The organism is Actinophytocola sp. (assembly GCF_035762905.1).
In the GTDB taxonomy this organism is placed as follows: domain Bacteria; phylum Actinomycetota; class Actinomycetes; order Mycobacteriales; family Pseudonocardiaceae; genus DASYTH01.
Map to the genome: position 1 here is coordinate 1 of NZ_DASUCC010000101.1, position 17,260 is coordinate 17,260.

General features: G+C 72.5%; 7 protein-coding genes. 5 read left to right on the plus strand and 2 right to left on the minus strand.

The features are described 5' to 3' along the window. On the plus strand, window positions 1-7,983 hold a 7,983-nt coding region (locus VFV67_RS22405), incomplete at its 5' end, for a type I polyketide synthase (RefSeq protein ID WP_414636327.1). A 5-nt stretch (window positions 7,984-7,988) separates the two neighbouring features. Here VFV67_RS22405 and rfbB read toward each other — a convergent pair. Next, on the minus strand, window positions 7,989-8,975 hold the full coding sequence (gene rfbB, locus VFV67_RS22410; RefSeq protein WP_326472571.1) for a dTDP-glucose 4,6-dehydratase: 987 nt from the start codon (window positions 8,973-8,975) through the stop codon (window positions 7,989-7,991). A gap of 324 nt (window positions 8,976-9,299) precedes the next feature. On the opposite strand from rfbB, the gene VFV67_RS22415 reads away from it, so the two are divergent. Next, the gene (locus VFV67_RS22415) at window positions 9,300-12,275 is read left to right on the plus strand and encodes an AfsR/SARP family transcriptional regulator (RefSeq protein ID WP_326472572.1); all 2,976 of its coding nucleotides are present in this window, start codon (window positions 9,300-9,302) and stop codon (window positions 12,273-12,275) included. Window positions 12,276-12,304: 29 nt separating this feature from the next. On the opposite strand, the gene VFV67_RS22420 is transcribed toward VFV67_RS22415, so the two are convergent. After that, on the minus strand, window positions 12,305-12,532 hold the full coding sequence (locus VFV67_RS22420) for a hypothetical protein (RefSeq protein ID WP_326472573.1): 228 nt from the start codon (window positions 12,530-12,532) through the stop codon (window positions 12,305-12,307). 167 nt (window positions 12,533-12,699) lie between these two features. Here VFV67_RS22420 and VFV67_RS22425 point away from each other — a divergent pair, with 167 nt between their 5' ends. From VFV67_RS22425 to VFV67_RS22435, 3 genes are read left to right on the plus strand one after another with little or no spacing between them, the layout of a single operon-like run. Further along, window positions 12,700-13,575: a hypothetical protein gene (locus VFV67_RS22425; RefSeq protein ID WP_326472574.1), complete on the plus strand. Its 876-nt coding sequence runs from the start codon at window positions 12,700-12,702 to the stop codon at window positions 13,573-13,575. A gap of 28 nt (window positions 13,576-13,603) precedes the next feature. Continuing rightward, window positions 13,604-14,446, plus strand: coding sequence for an AfsR/SARP family transcriptional regulator (locus VFV67_RS22430; protein WP_326472575.1), 843 nt, complete (start codon window positions 13,604-13,606; stop codon window positions 14,444-14,446). Between the two features lie 33 nt (window positions 14,447-14,479). Further along, on the plus strand, window positions 14,480-17,260 hold the full coding sequence (locus VFV67_RS22435) for an AAA family ATPase (protein ID WP_326472576.1): 2,781 nt from the start codon (window positions 14,480-14,482) through the stop codon (window positions 17,258-17,260).

Consider the following 17,260-nt stretch of genomic DNA (forward strand, 5'->3'; position numbering starts at 1 on the left):
CACCCCACCCCACACGTCGACTGGACCACCGGCAACGTCGAACTGCTCACCGAATCGCAGCCCTGGCCCGATGACCGACCGCGCCGGGCCGCCATCTCCTCCTTCGGCATCAGCGGCACCAACGCCCACATCATCATCGAGGCGGCACCACAGCCTCCAGCCGAACTGTCCGATGTCGACACCCACTGGCATTCCCTGCTGGTGTCCGGCCGCAGCGCCGCCGCCCTGCGCGACCAGGCCGCCCGCCTGCGCGCGCTGCTCGCATCCCCCGACCACCCCGCCCTCGCCGACATCGCCTGGTCCCTCGCCACCACCCGAGCCGCCCTCGATCACCGCGCGGTGCTAATCGGCGGCATCGAGGACCTGGCCGCGCTGGCCGACGACGCCCCCGGGGCCAACCTGGTGCGCGGCACCGCCACCGAAGGTCGGCTGGCGTTCCTGTTCACCGGTCAGGGTTCCCAGCGCGCCGGCATGGGCAAGCAGCTCTACGACACCTACCCGGTGTTCGCCGAGGCGTTCGATGCGGTGTGTGCCCGGCTGGACGTCGAACTCGACCAGCCACTGCGGCAGGTTCTGTTCACCGACCCAAACCTGTTGAACCAGACCGTGTTCACCCAGGCCGGCCTGTTCGCCCTGGAAGTCGCCCTGTTCCGGTTGCTGGAGTCCTGGGGCATCACCCCGGACTTCCTGCTCGGCCACTCCATCGGCGAGTTGGCCGCCGCCCACGTCGCCGGTGTCCTGTCGTTGGACGACGCCTGCACCCTGGTCGCCGCCCGCGGCAAACTCATGCAAGCCCTGCCCACCGGCGGCGCGATGCTCGCGGTGCAGGCGACCGAGGCCGAGGTCCTCGAAGCCCTTGCCGGACTCGAAGACCGGGTGAGTATCGCGGCGATCAACGGGCCGGCGTCGGTGGTGATCTCGGGTGATGCCGAGGTGATCGACGAGCTGGCGCCGCGGTGGGCCAAGACCAAGCGGCTCACCGTCTCGCACGCGTTCCACTCGCCGCACATGGACCCGATGCTCGATGAGTTCCGCGCGGTGGCCGAAGCTCTGACCTACCACTCACCCCGGATCCCGGTGGTGACCTCCGGTGCGGTGACCGAACCCGAGTACTGGGTGCGCCACGTCCGCGACGCGGTCCGGTTCGGCGATGGCCTCACCACGTTGCACGACAACGGAGTCACTCGATTCATCGAGCTAGGCCCGGACGGCGTGCTCTCCGCGATGGTCGGGGAGGGTGCCGCCATCCCGGTTCTGCGCGCCGGACGGGACGAGATCACCACGATGCGCACGGCCGTGGCCACCGCCTGGGTGCACGGCATCCCGGTGGACTGGACGGCGATTCTGCCGCGGGGCCGGCGGGTTGAGCTACCGACCTATGCCTTCCAGCGTGCGCGCTACTGGCTGGAGCCAGAAGACACCGGCCAGCCGAGCACGAACACGATCGACACGAGGTTCTGGCAGGCGGTGGAGTCAGGTGACCTGACCGCCCTGCAGACCATGGGTCTGGCCGGAGCGCTGGCCGATGCCCTGCCCGCGCTGTCCGACTGGCGCCGCCGGCTGACCACCGAATCCACTGTGGACGGATGGCGGTACCGGGTGGCCTGGCAACCCCTTGCCGCCACACCGAACACCGTGTTGGCCGGAACCTGGCTGGTAGCCGAGGCGGCCGAGGACGTCATCGCGGCGTTGCACGCCGCCGGCGCGACCGTGGAAACCCTGACGGTGCGGGGAATGGACCGCGCCGCCCTGGCCGATCGGCTGCGCGCGGCCGGCGAGATCACCGGCGTGGTGCTGTTCGCCGGCGACGAAGCCGGCCTGAACTCCGCCGTCCTGCTGACCCAGGCGATGGCCGACGCGGAGACCGGTGCACCGCTGTGGTGCGCCACTCGCGGCGCGGTCTCGGTGGGCCGCTCGGACCAGCCCGCCGATCCGGCGCAGGCGGCCATCTGGGGCCTGGGCCGGGTGGCCGCCCTGGAACTGCCGCGGCACTGGGGCGGTCTGGTCGACCTGCCCGAGGTGCTGGACGAGCAGGCCGCGCGCCGGCTTGCCGGTGTGCTCGCCGCGACCTCCGGCGAGGACCAGGTGGCCGTGCGCGGATCCGGTGTGTTCGCCCGGCGGCTGCGCCGCGCCCCGCTGCCCGAAGGGGGAACGCCGTGGCAGCCGACCGGACCGGTCCTGGTCACCGGTGGCACCGGGGCATTGGGTGCGCGGGTGGCGCGCTGGCTGGCCGAACGCGGCACCCACCACCTCATCCTCACCAGCCGGCGCGGTCCAGCTGCGCCGGGCGCGGCCGAGTTGGTGGCCGAGTTGGCCGAGCTGGGTGCGGTGGCGACCGTGGTGGCGTGCGACGTCGCCGACCGGGACGCCCTTGCCGCACTGCTGACCCGACACCCGGTCACCGGCGTCGTGCACACCGCCGGGGTACTCGATGACGGCGTGCTGGACGCGCTGACCCCGCAGCGCCTCGAGTCGGTGCTGCGGGCCAAGGCGCGCGCCGCGGCCAACCTGGACGAGCTGGCCACCGGGCTGGACCTGTTCCTGGTGTTCTCCTCGCTTGCCGGCACGCTCGGCAGCCCCGGCCAGGGCAACTACGCCGCGGCCAACGCCTACCTGGACGCGCTGGTGGAACGTCGGCGCGCCGGCGGCCTGCCCGGTACCGCGATCGCCTGGGGTGCCTGGGCGGGGACCGGGATGGCCACCGACGAGACGGTGGCCGATCGGATGCGCCGGGCCGGCGTGCCGGCGATGCCACCCGAGCTGGCCCTGGCCGCGCTCGGCCGCGCCCTTGACGCCGGCGACGGTGCCGTGGTGCTGGCCGACGTCGACTGGGACCGGTTCGCCCCGGGCTTCACCGCCGCCCGGCCCAGCCCGCTGCTGGCCGAGCTGCACACCCCCGCCGGTGACCAGGCCACGGGCGGCGATCCGAACGCGCTGCGCGCCCGGATCGCCGGTGGCTCGGCCGCGGAGCGGCAGCGGGCCGTGCTCGACCTGGTGTGCGGTCAGGCCGCGCTGGTGCTCGGGCACGGCTCGGCCGGCGCGGTCGAGCCGGACCGCGCGTTCCGCGACCTCGGGTTCGACTCGCTGACCGCGCTCGAGCTGCGCAACCTGCTCGGCGCGGCAACGGGTCTGGCCCTGCCGGCCGGCCTGGTCTTCGACTACCCGACCCCGGCCGCGCTCGCCGGGCACCTGCTGGCCGGGCTGTCCGGCGAGCAGGCCGAGGAATCCGTTGTCCCGCAACGGGTCTCGGTGGACGAGCCGATCGCGATCGTGGCCATGAGCTGCCGCTTCCCGGGCGGCGTGGACTCGCCGGACGAGCTGTGGGACCTGGTCGCGACCGGCACGGACGCGGTGTCGGTGTTCCCGGCCGACCGCGGCTGGGACGTGGACTCGTTGTACAGCCCGGATCCCGACCTGGCCGGCACCTGCTACACCCGGCAGGGCGGCTTCCTCTATGACGCGGGGGAGTTCGACGCGACGCTGTTCGGCATCTCGCCGCGCGAGGCGCTGGCCATGGACCCGCAGCAGCGGCTGCTGCTCGAGGCGTCCTGGGAGGCGTTCGAGCGGGCCGGCATCGACCCGCGGTCGGTGCACGGCAGCCGGACCGGCGTGTTCGCCGGCACCAACGGCCAGGACTACCTGAGCCTGCTGATCGACGGCCGGTCCGGGTTGGAGGGACACCTGGGCACCGGCAACGCGGCCAGCGTGCTGTCCGGCCGGGTGGCCTACACCTTCGGGCTGGAGGGACCCGCGATGACCGTGGACACCGCGTGTTCCTCCTCGCTGGTCGCGCTGCACCTGGCGATTCAGGCGCTCCGGTCGGGGGAGTGCACGCTGGCCCTTGCCGGCGGGGTGACCGTGATGGCCACGCCGGGCGCGTTCATCGAGTTCAGCCGGCAGCGCGGATTGGCCGCCGACGGCCGGTGCAAGCCGTTCTCCGCCTCGGCGGACGGCACCGGCTGGGGCGAGGGCGTCGGCGTGCTGCTGGTCGAACGGCTCTCCGACGCGGTCCGCAACGGGCACCCGGTGTTGGCCGTGGTGCGCGGATCCGCGGTGAACCAGGACGGCGCGTCCAACGGACTGACCGCGCCGAACGGACCGGCCCAGCAGCGGGTGATCCGCGCCGCGCTGGCCGACGCCGGCCTGGCACCGTCCGAAGTGGACGCGGTGGAGGCGCACGGCACCGGCACCACGCTCGGCGACCCGATCGAGGCCACCGCACTGTTGGCCACCTACGGCCAGGACCGGGACAACCCGCTGTGGCTGGGCTCGATCAAGTCCAACATCGGGCACACCCAGGCCGCCGCCGGGGTGGCCGGCGTGATCAAGATGGTGCAGGCCATGCGGCACGGCACGCTGCCGAGCACGCTGCACGTGACCGAGCCGTCCCCGCACGTGGACTGGGCCGGCGGCGCGGTCGAACTGCTCACCGAGAACCGGCCGTGGCCGGCCGGCCGCCCGCGCCGGGCGGGCGTGTCCTCGTTCGGGGTCAGCGGCACCAACGCACACGTGATCATCGAGGAGTTCCGTGCCACCGAGCCCGCCGCACCCGGGACCGGGCCGGACGCGGTGCGCCCGTTCCCGCTGTCGGCCAACTCGGCGGCGGCGCTGCGGGCCCAGGCCGAGCGGCTGCTCGACCGGCTGCGGGCGGACCGGCCGGTGCGCGACCTGGACCTGGCGATGTCCCTGGCCACGACCAGGGCCACGCTGAAGCGGCGGGCCGTGGTGCTCGCGGCGGACCGGGCCGGCCTGGTCGACGGGCTGACCGCGCTGGCCGCAGGACAGGAGGCGCCGACCGTGGTGTCCGGCCAGCGGGTCCGCGGCGGTCTCGCGTTCCTGTTCTCCGGCCAGGGTTCCCAACGTCCCGGCATGGGCAAGGAGCTGTACCGGGCGTTCCCGGTGTTCGCCGAGGCGCTGGACGCGGTGTGCGCCCGGCTGGACACCGAGCTGGACCACCCGCTGCGCGAGGTGATGTTCGGCGACTCGGATCTGGTGAACCAGACGGTGTTCACCCAGGCGGCGCTGTTCGCCCTCGAGGTCGCGTTGTTCCGGCTGCTGGAGTCCTGGGGGGTTCGCCCGGACGTCCTGCTCGGCCACTCGATCGGCGAGCTGGTCGCCGCGCACGTGGCCGGGGTGCTGTCCCTCGACGACGCCTGCACGCTGGTCGCCGCGCGCGGAAGGCTGATGCAGGCGTTGCCCACCGGCGGCGCCATGCTCGCCGTGCAGGCCACCGAGACCGAGGTGGCCGAGGCGATCGCCGGGCTCGAGGAGCGGGTGAGCATCGCCGCGGTCAACGGCCCCACCGCAGTGGTGATCTCCGGGGACTCCGACGTGATCGCCGAGCTGGAACCCCGATGGGCCAAGGCCCGGCGGCTCGTCGTCTCGCACGCGTTCCACTCCCCGCGGATGGACACCATGCTCGCGGACTTCCGGGCGGTGGCGGAAACCCTGACATTCCAACCACCTCAGCTGCCGATCGGGTCCAATGTGTCCGGTGAGTTGGTGGATCCGAAGGCGATCCAGGAACCGGACTACTGGGTGCGGCACGTGCGCGACGCGGTCCGGTTCGCCGACGGCGTGGCCACCCTGCGCGGCCGGGGCGTCACCACCCTGCTCGAGCTGGGTCCGGACGGCGTGCTCACCGCGATGGCCGGGCGCTGCCTCGAGGACGCCGCGACCGCGGCGATCGCCACCCAGCGGGCCGGCCGGGACGAGCCGGAGACGCTGCTGCGCGCCCTTGCCGCCCTGCACGTGCGGGGCGTCGCGGTGGACTGGTCCGCGTTCTTCGCCGGCGAGGGGGGAGTGCCGGTCGCGCTGCCCACCTACCCGTTCGACCGGACCCGGTTCTGGCCGCAGGTTCCGGCGCGCCGGGACGTCGCGGAAGGCGCCGACCTGGCCGAGAGTCAGTTCTGGGAGGCGGTGGACAAGGAGGACTTCGAGTCGGTCGCCGGCGCGATCGGCCTTGACCCGGCCAACGGACTGGCCACCGTGCTGCCCGCGCTGTCCGCCTGGCACCGCCAGCACCGTGGCGAGTCCGCCGTGGACCCGTGGCGCTACCGGGTGTCCTGGAAGCCGCTGGCCAAGCCGACCGGCACGGTCAGCGGGCGCTGGCTGGTGGCGGTGCCGGCCGCCCTGGCCGGGACCGAGACCGTCACCGGGGTGCTGGCCGCGTTGCGGGCGCACGGGGCGGAGCCGGTCGAGCTGCGCCTCGACCGGGCCGACCGAAGCGCGCTCGCCGACCGGCTGGCCGCGACCGGACCGGCCGGCGGGGTGGTGTCGCTGCTCGCCCTCGACGAAACGGCCGACCCGGATCACCCGGCGATCACCGCGGGACTGGCCGGCACGATCGCCCTGGTGCAGGCGCTCGGCGACGCCAGGGTCGAGGCCCCGCTGTGGTGCCTGACCAGCGGCGCGGTGACCACCGGGTCGACCGACGAGCCGATCAGTCCGGCGCAGGCGCAGGTGTGGGGACTTGGCCGGGTCGCCGCGCTGGAGTACCCCCGGCAGTGGGGCGGCCTGGTCGATCTGCCCGCGACGGTCGACGAGCGGGCCGGGCGGCTGCTGGTGGCGGTGCTCGCCGGGTGCGGCGAGGACCAGGTGGCGGTGCGCGGTTCCGCGGTGCTCGCCCGCCGGCTGGCGCACGCCCCGCTCGGCCGGGCGCCGCTCGGCCGGTGGCAGCCGAGCGGCACCGTGCTGATCACCGGCGGCACCGGGGCGCTCGGCGCCGCAGTGGCCCGGTGGCTGGCCGGCCGGGGCGCGCCGAACCTGTTGCTGACCGGCCGGCGCGGCATGGCGACGCCGGGCGCGGCCGAGCTGGTCGCGGAGCTGGCCGAGCTCGGCACCACCGCGACCGTCGCGGCCTGCGACGTCACCGACCGGGCCGCGCTGACCGGGCTGCTGGCGTCGGTTCCGGTGCCGGTCACCGGCGTGGTGCACGCGGCCGGCGTGTCCGCTGCGGCCGCGCTGCCGGACACCGACCTGGCCGCGTTCGCCGACGCGCTGCGCGCGAAGGTGCTCGGCGCCGCCCACCTGGACGAGTTGCTCGGCGACACGCTGGACGCGTTCGTGCTGTTCTCCTCGATCGCCGGGGTCTGGGGCAGCGGCGGCCAGTCCGCCTACGCCGCGGGCAACGCCTACCTGGACGCGCTCGCCGAACGGCGCCGGGCGGCCGGCCGGGCGGCGACCTCGATCGCCTGGGGTCCCTGGTCGGGATCCGGGATGGCGGCCGACGACGACGCCGAGGACTACCTGTGGCGCCGCGGTCTGTCCGCGATGGCGCCGGACCTCGCGGTCACCGCGCTCGGCCAGGCCGTCGACGACGACGAGAGCTGCGTAACCGTGGCCGATGTCCGGTGGGACCGGTTCGTCGAGTCGTTCACCGTGACCCGGCCGAGCCCGCTGCTGGCCGACCTGCCCGAGGTGGAGCGGCCGGTGGAGCGGGTCGACGCCGACGGGGAGGCGCGCGGTGCGGCGCTGCGCGAGCGGATCGCCGGGCTGCCCGAGGCCGAGCAGGAGGAGATCCTGTCCGAGGTGGTGCTGGACGCGGTCAACGGCGTGCTCCGGCACACCGCGGACACCGTGGTCGATCCGGGCCAGGCCTGGGACGAGCTCGGGTTCGACTCGCTGACCGCGGTGGAGCTGCGCAACCGGTTGGCCGGCCAGACCGGGCTCCGGCTGCCGGTGACCCTGGCGTTCGACTACCCGACGTCGCTCGAGGTGTGCCGGTACCTGCGCCGCGAGCTGGACACCGGCCCGGCTTCCGGGGTGGTCGCGCTGCTGGCCGAGATCGAGGCCACCGACCGGGCGTTCACGCATGCCGAACCGGATGGCCTGACCCGGGCCCAGGTCGCCGTGCGGCTGCAGGCGTTCCTGGACAAGTGGGCCACGGCCGGCTCGGAGACGCCGGTGACCGCGGACCTCGAGTCGGCCTCCGACGAGGAGATGATCGACCTGATCGAGCGCGAGCTGGGGCTGTCCGGATGACGTGTTCAGGCGGCGGTGGGCGCGGCCTTGAGCGGCGCCCACCAGCTCCGGTTGGCCCGGTACCAGTCCAGCGTCTCGGCGATCCCGGCGGCGAAGCCGATCCGGGGCGCGTAGCCCAGCTCGCGGCTGATCTTGGTGATGTCCACCGAGTAGCGCGCGTCGTGGCCCTTGCGGTCCGGGACGTGCCGCACCATGCCGAAGTCGTGGCCGGTGATCGACAGCAGGGTCTCGGTCAGCGCGCGGTTGGACAGCTCCGTACCGCCGCCGATGTTGTAGACCTCGCCGGCCCGGCCGCGCTCGGCGACCAGCGCGATGCCGCGACAGTGGTCGTCGACGTGCAGCCAGTCCCGGACGTTGTGCCCGTCGCCGTAGAGCGGGACCTTGCTGCCGTCGATCAGGTTGGTCAGGAACAGCGGGACGACCTTCTCCGGGTGCTGGTACGGCCCGTAGTTGTTGGAGCAGCGGGTGACGCAGGCGTTGAGCCCGTGGGTGCGGTGGTAGGCGCGGACCAGCAGGTCGGCGGATGCCTTCGAGGCGGAGTAGGGGGAGTTCGGCTCAAGCGGGCGGTCCTCGGTCCACGAGCCGGCCGCGATCGAGCCGTAGACCTCGTCGGTGGACACCTGCACGAACCGGCCGACCCCGGCCTCCAACGCGGCCTGCAACAGCACGTGGGTGCCGAGCACATTGGTGCGGATGAACTCCCCGGAGCCGAGAATCGAACGGTCCACATGCGACTCCGCGGCCAGGTGCACCACGAGATCGGTGCCGGCCATCAACTCGGCGACGATCCGTTCGTCACAGATGTCGCCGGTCACGAAACGCAGCCGCTCGTCGTCAAGCACACCGGCCAGATTGGCCAGGTTCCCGGCGTAGGTGAGCTTGTCCAGTACCACGACCTGGCTGTCGCGCAGAGCCGGGTAACGGCCGGCGATCAGCTGCCGGACGAAGTGAGATCCGATGAATCCGGCCCCGCCGGTCACCAGCACGCGCATCTCGAATCCTTTCGTCAATACGAGAGGCATTTTAGGGAGCGCGCATTTTCGGAATAACCCCTATGTGCCCCAGTGTGCCTGAGTCGATCTTGCGGTGTCCGGTACCGGCCGAGATCCGCGCCGGCCGCCACCATCAAGATCCACTGCAAGATGCAGCTGTATCGTTCAGGTTCCGCGCATGTGTCGTCCCGCCTACTGGAAGTTTATGTTTCTGTCGGTTACGTGGTGCGACTAGTAAAGAATGTCTAAAATCACAATCATTGCGGCGTCACCTGTTGCGGGGGTGCCATGGGGCTGCGGCTGCTAGGACCGCTTGAGCTCGTCGTGGGTCGACAGCTGGTGAGCGTCGGCGGGCCCAGACAGCGCGTCACGCTGGCCCTGCTCGCGCTCAACGCCAACCGCGTGACCTCGGTGGACGACCTGGTCGACGCCCTGTGGGACAGCGCGCCGCCGTCCACCGCGCGGGCGCAGGTGCAGACCTGCATCTCCGCGCTGCGCAAGCTGTTCGCCGACCACGGCGGGGTGGCGGCGATCCGGACCAGGCCGCCCGGCTACCTGCTGGAGATCGCCGCCACCGAGCTGGACAGTGCCGAGTTCGCCGAGCTGGTGACCGCCGCGCGCGACCAGGCCGACCAGCGCCGGCTGGCCGAGGCGGCCGCGACGCTGAGCCGGGCCCTTGCCCTGTGGCGTGGACCGGTGCTGGCCGACATCGACAGCGAGCTGGTGCGGCGCGGCGCGGCGGCGTTCGAGGACGGCCGGCTGGCCGCGGTCGAGGAGCGGGTGCGGCTGGACCTGGCGCTCGGCCGGCACGAGGACATCCTCGGCGAGCTGGCCGGGCTGGTCGAGCAGCATCCGCTGCACGAACGGCTGGCCCGGTTCCGGATGATCGCCCTGTACCGGTCTGGCCGCCAGGCCGACGCCCTGGAGACGGGCCGGCGCACCCGCACCGCACTGGTCCAGGAGCTGGGCATCGAACCCGGCCAGGAGCTGCGCGACCTGGAGACGGCGATCCTCACCAGGGACCCGGCGCTGGACCTGTCCGGGATCAAGATCCCGGTCCAGCTGTCCGTGCGGGCCGGCCCGGCGCCGCGCCCCGCGCCCGCCGGTGAGCGGCCCGTGGTGCCCCGCCAGCTGCCGGCCAGCATCGGCGACTTCACCGGCCGGGAGCGCCTGATCGCCGAGATCATGACCGTGCTGTCCGGCGAGTCCGACCTGGCCACGGCCTACGCGGTGCGGATCGTCACGATCTCCGGAAAGGGCGGGGTGGGCAAGTCCAGCCTGGCCGTCCGGGTGGCGCACCAACTCGGCGGGGTCTACCCCGACGGGGTGCTCTACGGCGGCCTGCAGCATCTCAGCGGCACCGACGACCCCACGCCGAAGCTGCTCGCCCGATTCCTGCGCGCGCTCGGGGTCGGCGCCACGACCATGCCCGACAACGTGCCGGAGCGCGCCGAGCTGTACCGCAGCCTGCTGGCCGACAAGCGGCTGCTCGTGGTGCTGGACGACGTCAGCGACGAGGAGCAGGTCCTTCCGCTGTTACCCGGCAGCTCGACCTGCGCGGTGATCGCCACCAGCCGGGTGCGGCTGTCCGGCCTGCTCGGCGCGCACAGCATCGATGTCGACGTGTTCGACACCGCGAACTCGATGGAGCTGCTCGCCAAGATCATCGGCCGGAAGCGGGTCCGGGTCGAGCGGGACACCGCGGTCGAACTGGTGAACCTGTGCGGCGGGCTGCCGCTGGCCCTGCGGATCGCCGGTGCCCGGTTGGCCTCGCGTCCGCACTGGCGGATCGCCGGCCTGGTCCGGCGGCTCGAGGACGAGGCGAGCCGGCTGGACGAGCTCACCGTGCGCGGCGTGGGGCTGCGGTCCAACATCGACCTGACCTACCGCAGCCTGACCGCGCCGGCCAAACGGCTGTTCCGGCTCTTCGCCGTGATCCGGTCGACCGATTTTCCGGCGTGGACCGCAGCGGCCCTGCTCGACTGCGACATCGGCACCGCGGAGGACGTGCTGGAGACGCTGGTCGACGCGCAACTGCTGGACGCGGTCGAGATGCCGGGGGAGCAGGTCAGGTACCGGTTCCACCGCCTGATCCGGATCTGCGCGATGGAGCGGCTGGTCGAGACCGAGACCCTTGACGAGCGCAACCAGGCGCTGGCCCGGGTGCTCGGCGGCTGGCTCGCGCTCGCCGAGCACGCCCACCGCCAGGAGTTCGGCGGCGACTACCTGGTGCTGCACGGCACCGCGCCGCGGTGGCGGCCGCCCGGCGAGGCCGCGGATCTGCCGGAGTCCCGGCCGACGGAGTGGTGGGACGCCGAACGCGACGCGCTGCTGGCCGCCATCCGGCAGGCCGCGGCCGCCGGGCTGGACGAGCTGTGCTGGGACCTCGCGTTGACCGCCATGACGCTGTTCGAGATCCGCGGCTACTACGACCACTGGCGGGCCACCGCGCAGACCGGGCTCGAGGTCACCGTGCGGGCCGGCAACCGCACCGGCCGGGCGGCCATGCTCCTCTCGTTGGGCTGCCTGCACCTGGCCCAGCAACGGCTGACCGAGGCGCAGCGGTGCCTGACCGAGGCGCTGGACCTGTTCCGGGCCGGCGGCAACGTGCACGGCCGGGCGCTGGTGCTGAGCAACCTCGCCATCGTGGACGGTCTGCTCGGCCGCTCGCCGGAGATGCTGTCCCGGTACGACGAGGCGCTCACGCTGATGCGCGCGGTCGGCGACCGGATGGGCGAGGCGCAGGTGTTGGCCGGCGTCGCCGGCTACCGGGCGGACGAGGGCGACACCGGGTCGGCCGGGCAACTGCTCGACGAGGCGCTGGCCATCTGCCGGGAGGTGGGCTGCCGGCGCGGCGAGGCGGAGGTCCGGCACCGGGTCGCCCACCTGCACCTCGACGCGAACCAGACCGACCTGGCCCACCGCGAGTTGGACCGGGTGCTCGTGATCGTCCGGGAGGTCGGGGACCGGATCGGCGAGGTGCACGGGCTCTACGGGCTCGGGCTGGTGCTGCACCGGGAGGGCCGGCTGGACAGCGCCGAGACCAGCCTGCTGCTGGCGCTGGGCCTGGCCCGGCGACTCGGCGAACGCATGAAGGAGGCGCAGGCGCTGCACCTGCTCGGCGAGATCGGACTGGACCGCGGCGACCGCACCACCGGCGCGGAGCTGCTCGGCCAGGCCCGGGTGCTGCTTGCCGGGCTCGAGTCCAAGCAGGCCACCCGCTTACGCACCCGCCTGGAGAAAAAAATGTCCGCACCAGCCGGAGATTCCGGGTCTGGTGCGGACTGCAATATGGCCTGATTTGTTTGTGCGCGGCGAAAATTCCGCGATCACCAGTGCATGTCGTCGTCGTCGATGCCGCCGTCGCTGGGGTCGGTCGCGCTTTCCGGCGCCTCCCCGCCCGGGCACCAGTGCATGTCGTCCGGGCACTGCGGGGAGGCGACGACCGTTGCCGAAGGTGCTGCGACCAGGGCTAACCCGCCAGCACCCGCCACTGCGACCAGAGCCGAACCGATAATCGCCATCGCGAACTTCCGCATTGCGAACATGTCGTCCACCCTTCAGAGCTGCTTTTGTTTTCGTGGCCTGAACACATTCGACATGGCGTCTCTCCTAGCGCTCTTCCAGCGCTCTACCGGTGGACTGAGAGCGGATCGGTAGAGCCTTAAGAGGATCCGGTCGAAGAATCAGCGCAGCTTCCTTGCGCGGGAGGAGAGGCCAGGCGATGATCAGCCCGACGTTCCAGTTCAACGCCGACGAACTGGCGAGCGCGCTCGGTGGCATCAAGCCGCTGGACCTGCTCGAACGGGAGCTGTCCGACCCGGCCGAGCCGCCGGAGTTGGCCGGCCGGCTCACCCCGTGGCTCGGACCCACCGCCGGCACCGGCCCGGCGCCCACCGACCTGCTGCTGCTCGAGGACCTGCACCTGGGTGTCGGATACCTGCTGCCGGGCTCGACGCTGCGGGAGTGCCGGACGGCCGCGCTGGTCGGGCTGGTCGCCCGACAACTGGTGCCGCCGGGCGGCGTGACCGCGGCGATCGTCGGCCCGGCCAGGACCGGCCAGGCCCTGCTGATGACGGTCGCGCACCACATGCCGGGGGTGCGGCGGGTGGTGCTCTGTCCGGCGGAGGGCACCGCGACCGTGGTGGGGCAGTGGGTGCTGGACGAGATCGACCTGGCCGGCATCGGGCTGTCGGTGGTCGGCATCGTCGGCAAGGCGGTGCTCGGCGCCAAGCTGGTGGTCGTCACCGGTGAGCCGGCCGGACAACTGGAGATCGGGCAGTTGGACCGGGGGGCGGTCGTGGTGAACGCGACCGGCCGGGACCTGCCCGACGACCTGGTCGGCGCGGTCGAGGAGGTCTACGTCGACACGCCGGCCCTCGTCGGCCGCGGACCGGACCAGAACTTCCGCAGAATTCGGCCCCGGATCGACGCCGATCTCGGCGCCGTGTGCCGGGGCACACATTCCGGCCGGGCCAATCCCGACCACGTTTTGCTGGTGGAGCTGCTCAGCGCGAACACGTTGGACATTCCGCTCGGCTGCCTGCTTTCCCGGGCCGCGGTGGATCGCAATCTGGGAATTCGGCTGGGCGGTTGGTGAACATCAGTATTTGAGAGGCGGTAGACCCATGAGAGTCGAAGTCAACCTTCTTGGAACCCTGGAGGCCACCGTCGCCGGCGTCTCGATCGTTCCCTCCGCGACGAAGCCGAGCCAATGTCTGGCCCTGCTCGCGATCAACGCCGGTCATATCGTCACGGCCGCCACGCTGATCGACGAGCTATGGGGTCAACACGCCCCACGCCGGGCGTTATCGACACTGCAGACCTACATCATGCAGGTGCGCAGAAGGTTGCAGAACGCGATCGACGACAACGGCCAGCGCACGCCGAAGGACATCCTGATCACGAAGCGGGTCGGCTACGCCCTCGAGGTCGAGCCGGACGACGTCGACGCGGTGCGCTACGAGCGGCTGGCCGCGGCCGGGCGCCGGGCGGCCAACGACGGGGACTACCTGACCGCGTCCCGCAAGCTCGCCGGGGCGCTCGAGCTGTGGCGCGGCCCGGCGCTGGTCGACGTGCCGACCGGCCCGCAGCTGGGGATCGAGGCGACCCGCCTTGAGGAGAGCCGGCTGTCCGATCTGGGCTTGCGGATCGAGGCCGATCTGCGGCTTGGCCGGCATCACCAGCTGCTCAGCGAGCTGGCCACGTTGTGCGCCCGGCACCGGCTGGTGGAGAACTTCTGGGCGCAGTACATGCTCGCGCTGTACCGGTCCGGCCGGCAGTGGCGCGCCCTGCAGGTGTACCGGGAGATCCGGGACACGCTGGTGGAGCAGCTCGGCATCGAGCCGACACCGCGGTTGCAGCGGCTGCACCACGCGATGCTCTCCGGCGACAGCGCGCTGGACGAGGTTTCCGATGGCCGCGGGCCGGTGTGGGCGCCGGACAGCCGGCAGGTCGTCGCTCTTTCCTAGGAACTCGCCATTGGGGGAAGGGAGAAGTCCGTCATGTTGGTGGAACGGCACGATGAGTTGAGCGTCCTGCGCGAGGCGTTCGCGGAAACCCTCGACGGCAAGGGCCGGGTGGTGCTGATCAACGGCGACCTGGCCACGGGTAAGACGGAGCTGCTGCAGACCTTCACCGAGTCGGTGGCCGAACAGGGCGCCCTGGTGCTGACCGCGACCGCGGCCCGGGCCGAGCGCGCCATGCGCATGGGCGTGATGTGGCAGCTGTTCCGGAGTACCGCGCTGTCGGCCGGCACCCTGGACCGGGTGTCCCGGCTGATCGAGGCCGAGCCGCAGGCGACCGAGGAGCGCGACCTGGACCCCGGCACGATGCAGCTGACCGACGCCCGGGTGGTGCACGGCGTGTCCTCGGTGCTGCTCGACCTCGCCGCGGACACCCCGGTGGTGATCGCGATCGACGATCTGCAGTTCGTCGACGGCGGCTCGCTGCAGGTGCTGCTGTACCTGCGGCGGCGGATGCGCTCCCGGCGGCTTCTGTTGGCGCTCACCGAGTGGCAGCGTCCGGGCCGGCCGGGGTCGTTCCTGCGGGCCGAGGTGTCCCGGCAGCCCAGCCACCGGCTGACCCTGGCCCCGCTGTCCGAGGCCGGGGTGACCGAACTGGTCGCGCACCGATTAGGCCAGCGGACCGGGTCCCGGTTCGCTTCCGCCTGCTATGCGCTGAGCGGGGGCAACCCGCTGCTCCTCCGCGCGTTGATCGATGACCATGCCCGGGCCGCCGAACCGGTTCGGGACCGCCCGGTGCCCGGCGGCGCGTTCCGGCAGGCCGTGCTGGACTGCCTGCACCGCTGGGATCCGGATCTGCTCGCGGTGGCCAGCGGGTTGGCCGTGCTTGCCGATGCGGCCTCGCCGGACCGGGTCGCCGAGTTGCTGGCGATGCAGCCACAGTCGGTCAGTCAGCTGTTCGACGTCCTGGCCGCGGCGGGAATCGTGCGCGGGGAACGGTTCCGGCATTCGGAGATCGCCGCGACGGTGCTTGAGGGCATGCCACCGGAGGAGGTGGCCCGGCTGCACGTGCGGGCCGCCGAGCTGCTCTACCGGCACGGTGCCGACGCGATGGAGGTCGCCAGGCACGTGGTGGCCGGCGACGCGGCGCCCGGGCCGTGGGCGGTGCGGGTGTTGCGGCACGCCGCGGACCAGGCGGTGGTGGACGACGCCCCGCTCGCGGTGCGCTGCCTGGAGTTGGCCATGCGGGCCTGCGACGAGGAACGCGACCGGGTCGCGCTGCGCGCCGCCCTGGTCCGGGTGGCCTGGCGGGTCAACCCGTCGGTCGCGATGCGCCACCTGTCCCCGCTGCACGGTGCGGTCAACGCCGGCGAGCTGACCTGGCGCGACGCCGTGCCGGTGACCAGGCACCTGCTCTGGCAGGGTGATCTGTGCGCCGCGGCGGCCCAACTGCAGGCGGTGCACGCGGCCGCCGGCCCGCCGGACGCCCGGACCACCGCCGAACTGCGCCTGGCCTGCGAGTGGATCTACGGTTCGCTGCGCGACCGGGTCCCGCAGGACGTCCACGCGTTGCTCTGCCCCTCGGCCACGTCGGCGAACCCGTGGGTGCGCACGGCGATGCTGAACAGTTTGTGGAGCGGCCGGGCCGGGCGAGACGTGGTGAACAGCGCCGAACACATCCTGCAGGGCTGCCTCGGCGACGTGATGCCCGAGGTCGGCGCGACCGCGTTGCTGGCCCTGGACGACGCCGACCGGCATGAGCGGGCGATGTTCTGGTGCAACACGTTGTTCGACGAGGCGGTCCGCCGCCAGGCCACCACCTGGCAGGCCGTGCTCGGCTGCGTGCACGCCGACCTCGCCTGGCGTCGCGGTGATCTGGTCACCGCCGACGCCCGGGCCGCCACCGCCCTGAGCCTGCTGCCCACCCAGAGCTGGGGCGTGCTGATCGGCTTCCCACTGTCGATTCTGATCCAGGTGAACACCGCGATGGGCCGGCATGACGCGGCCGCCGAACTGCTCGACCGCGCCCTCCCGGAAGCCATGTTCGCCACCTCCTTCGGCCCCCGCTATCTCCATGCCAGCGGCCATTTCAACCTGGCGTGCGGCCGCCCCCTCGCGGCCCTCGACGACTTCGAACGCTGCGCCGCGTGGCTGCGCGGCCAGGACCGCGACGTACCCGCCGTGGTCCCCTGGCGCTCGGACCTCGCCCAAACCCTGCTTCGCCTCGGCCGCCGCAAGGAGGCCCGCGATCTGGTCGCCGAACAGCTCAACCGCACCGGGCCCGCCGGCGGCTCCCGTACCCGCGCCGTCGCCCTGCGCGTCCTCGCCGCCTGCACGGACGTCAAGGATCGCGCCCCGCTGCTCCGCGAAGCCATCCAGTGCCTGGAACGCTGCGGCGACCGCCTCGAACTGGCCCGTGCCCTCGCCGACCTGAGCCAACTCCAACGCGAACTCGGCCAACTCGGCGACGCCCGCCTCACCCTCCGCAAGGTCGAACAACTGGCCAAGGCCTGCAACGCCGAAGTCCTCCCCGACCAACGCGGCCGCCCCATCCCCGACCGCCCCGTCCGCGAAGACCCCACCCCCACCGGCCCCGCCACCCTCAGCGACGCCGAACGCAAAGTCGCCGAACTCGCCGCCGACGGCCACACCAACCGCGAAATCGGCCGCAAGCTGTACATCACGGTGAGCACGGTGGAACAACACCTGACCCGGATCTACAAGAAGCTGAACGTCACGCGCCGTACCGATCTGGCTCCGGAACTGTCGCGTCAGGACTCGGTCGAGTCGCGGCTGGCGGTGTCACATATGGGGCCGTGA

Coding starts and splice junctions, on each gene's coding strand:
- rfbB (WP_326472571.1), bottom strand. CDS start 8,975: ATGCGCGTGCTGGTGACCGGCGGGGCCGGATTCATCGGATCTCACTTC.
- VFV67_RS22435 (WP_326472576.1), top strand. CDS start 14,480: ATGTTGGTGGAACGGCACGATGAGTTGAGCGTCCTGCGCGAGGCGTTC.
- VFV67_RS22425 (WP_326472574.1), top strand. CDS start 12,700: ATGATCAGCCCGACGTTCCAGTTCAACGCCGACGAACTGGCGAGCGCG.
- VFV67_RS22430 (WP_326472575.1), top strand. CDS start 13,604: ATGAGAGTCGAAGTCAACCTTCTTGGAACCCTGGAGGCCACCGTCGCC.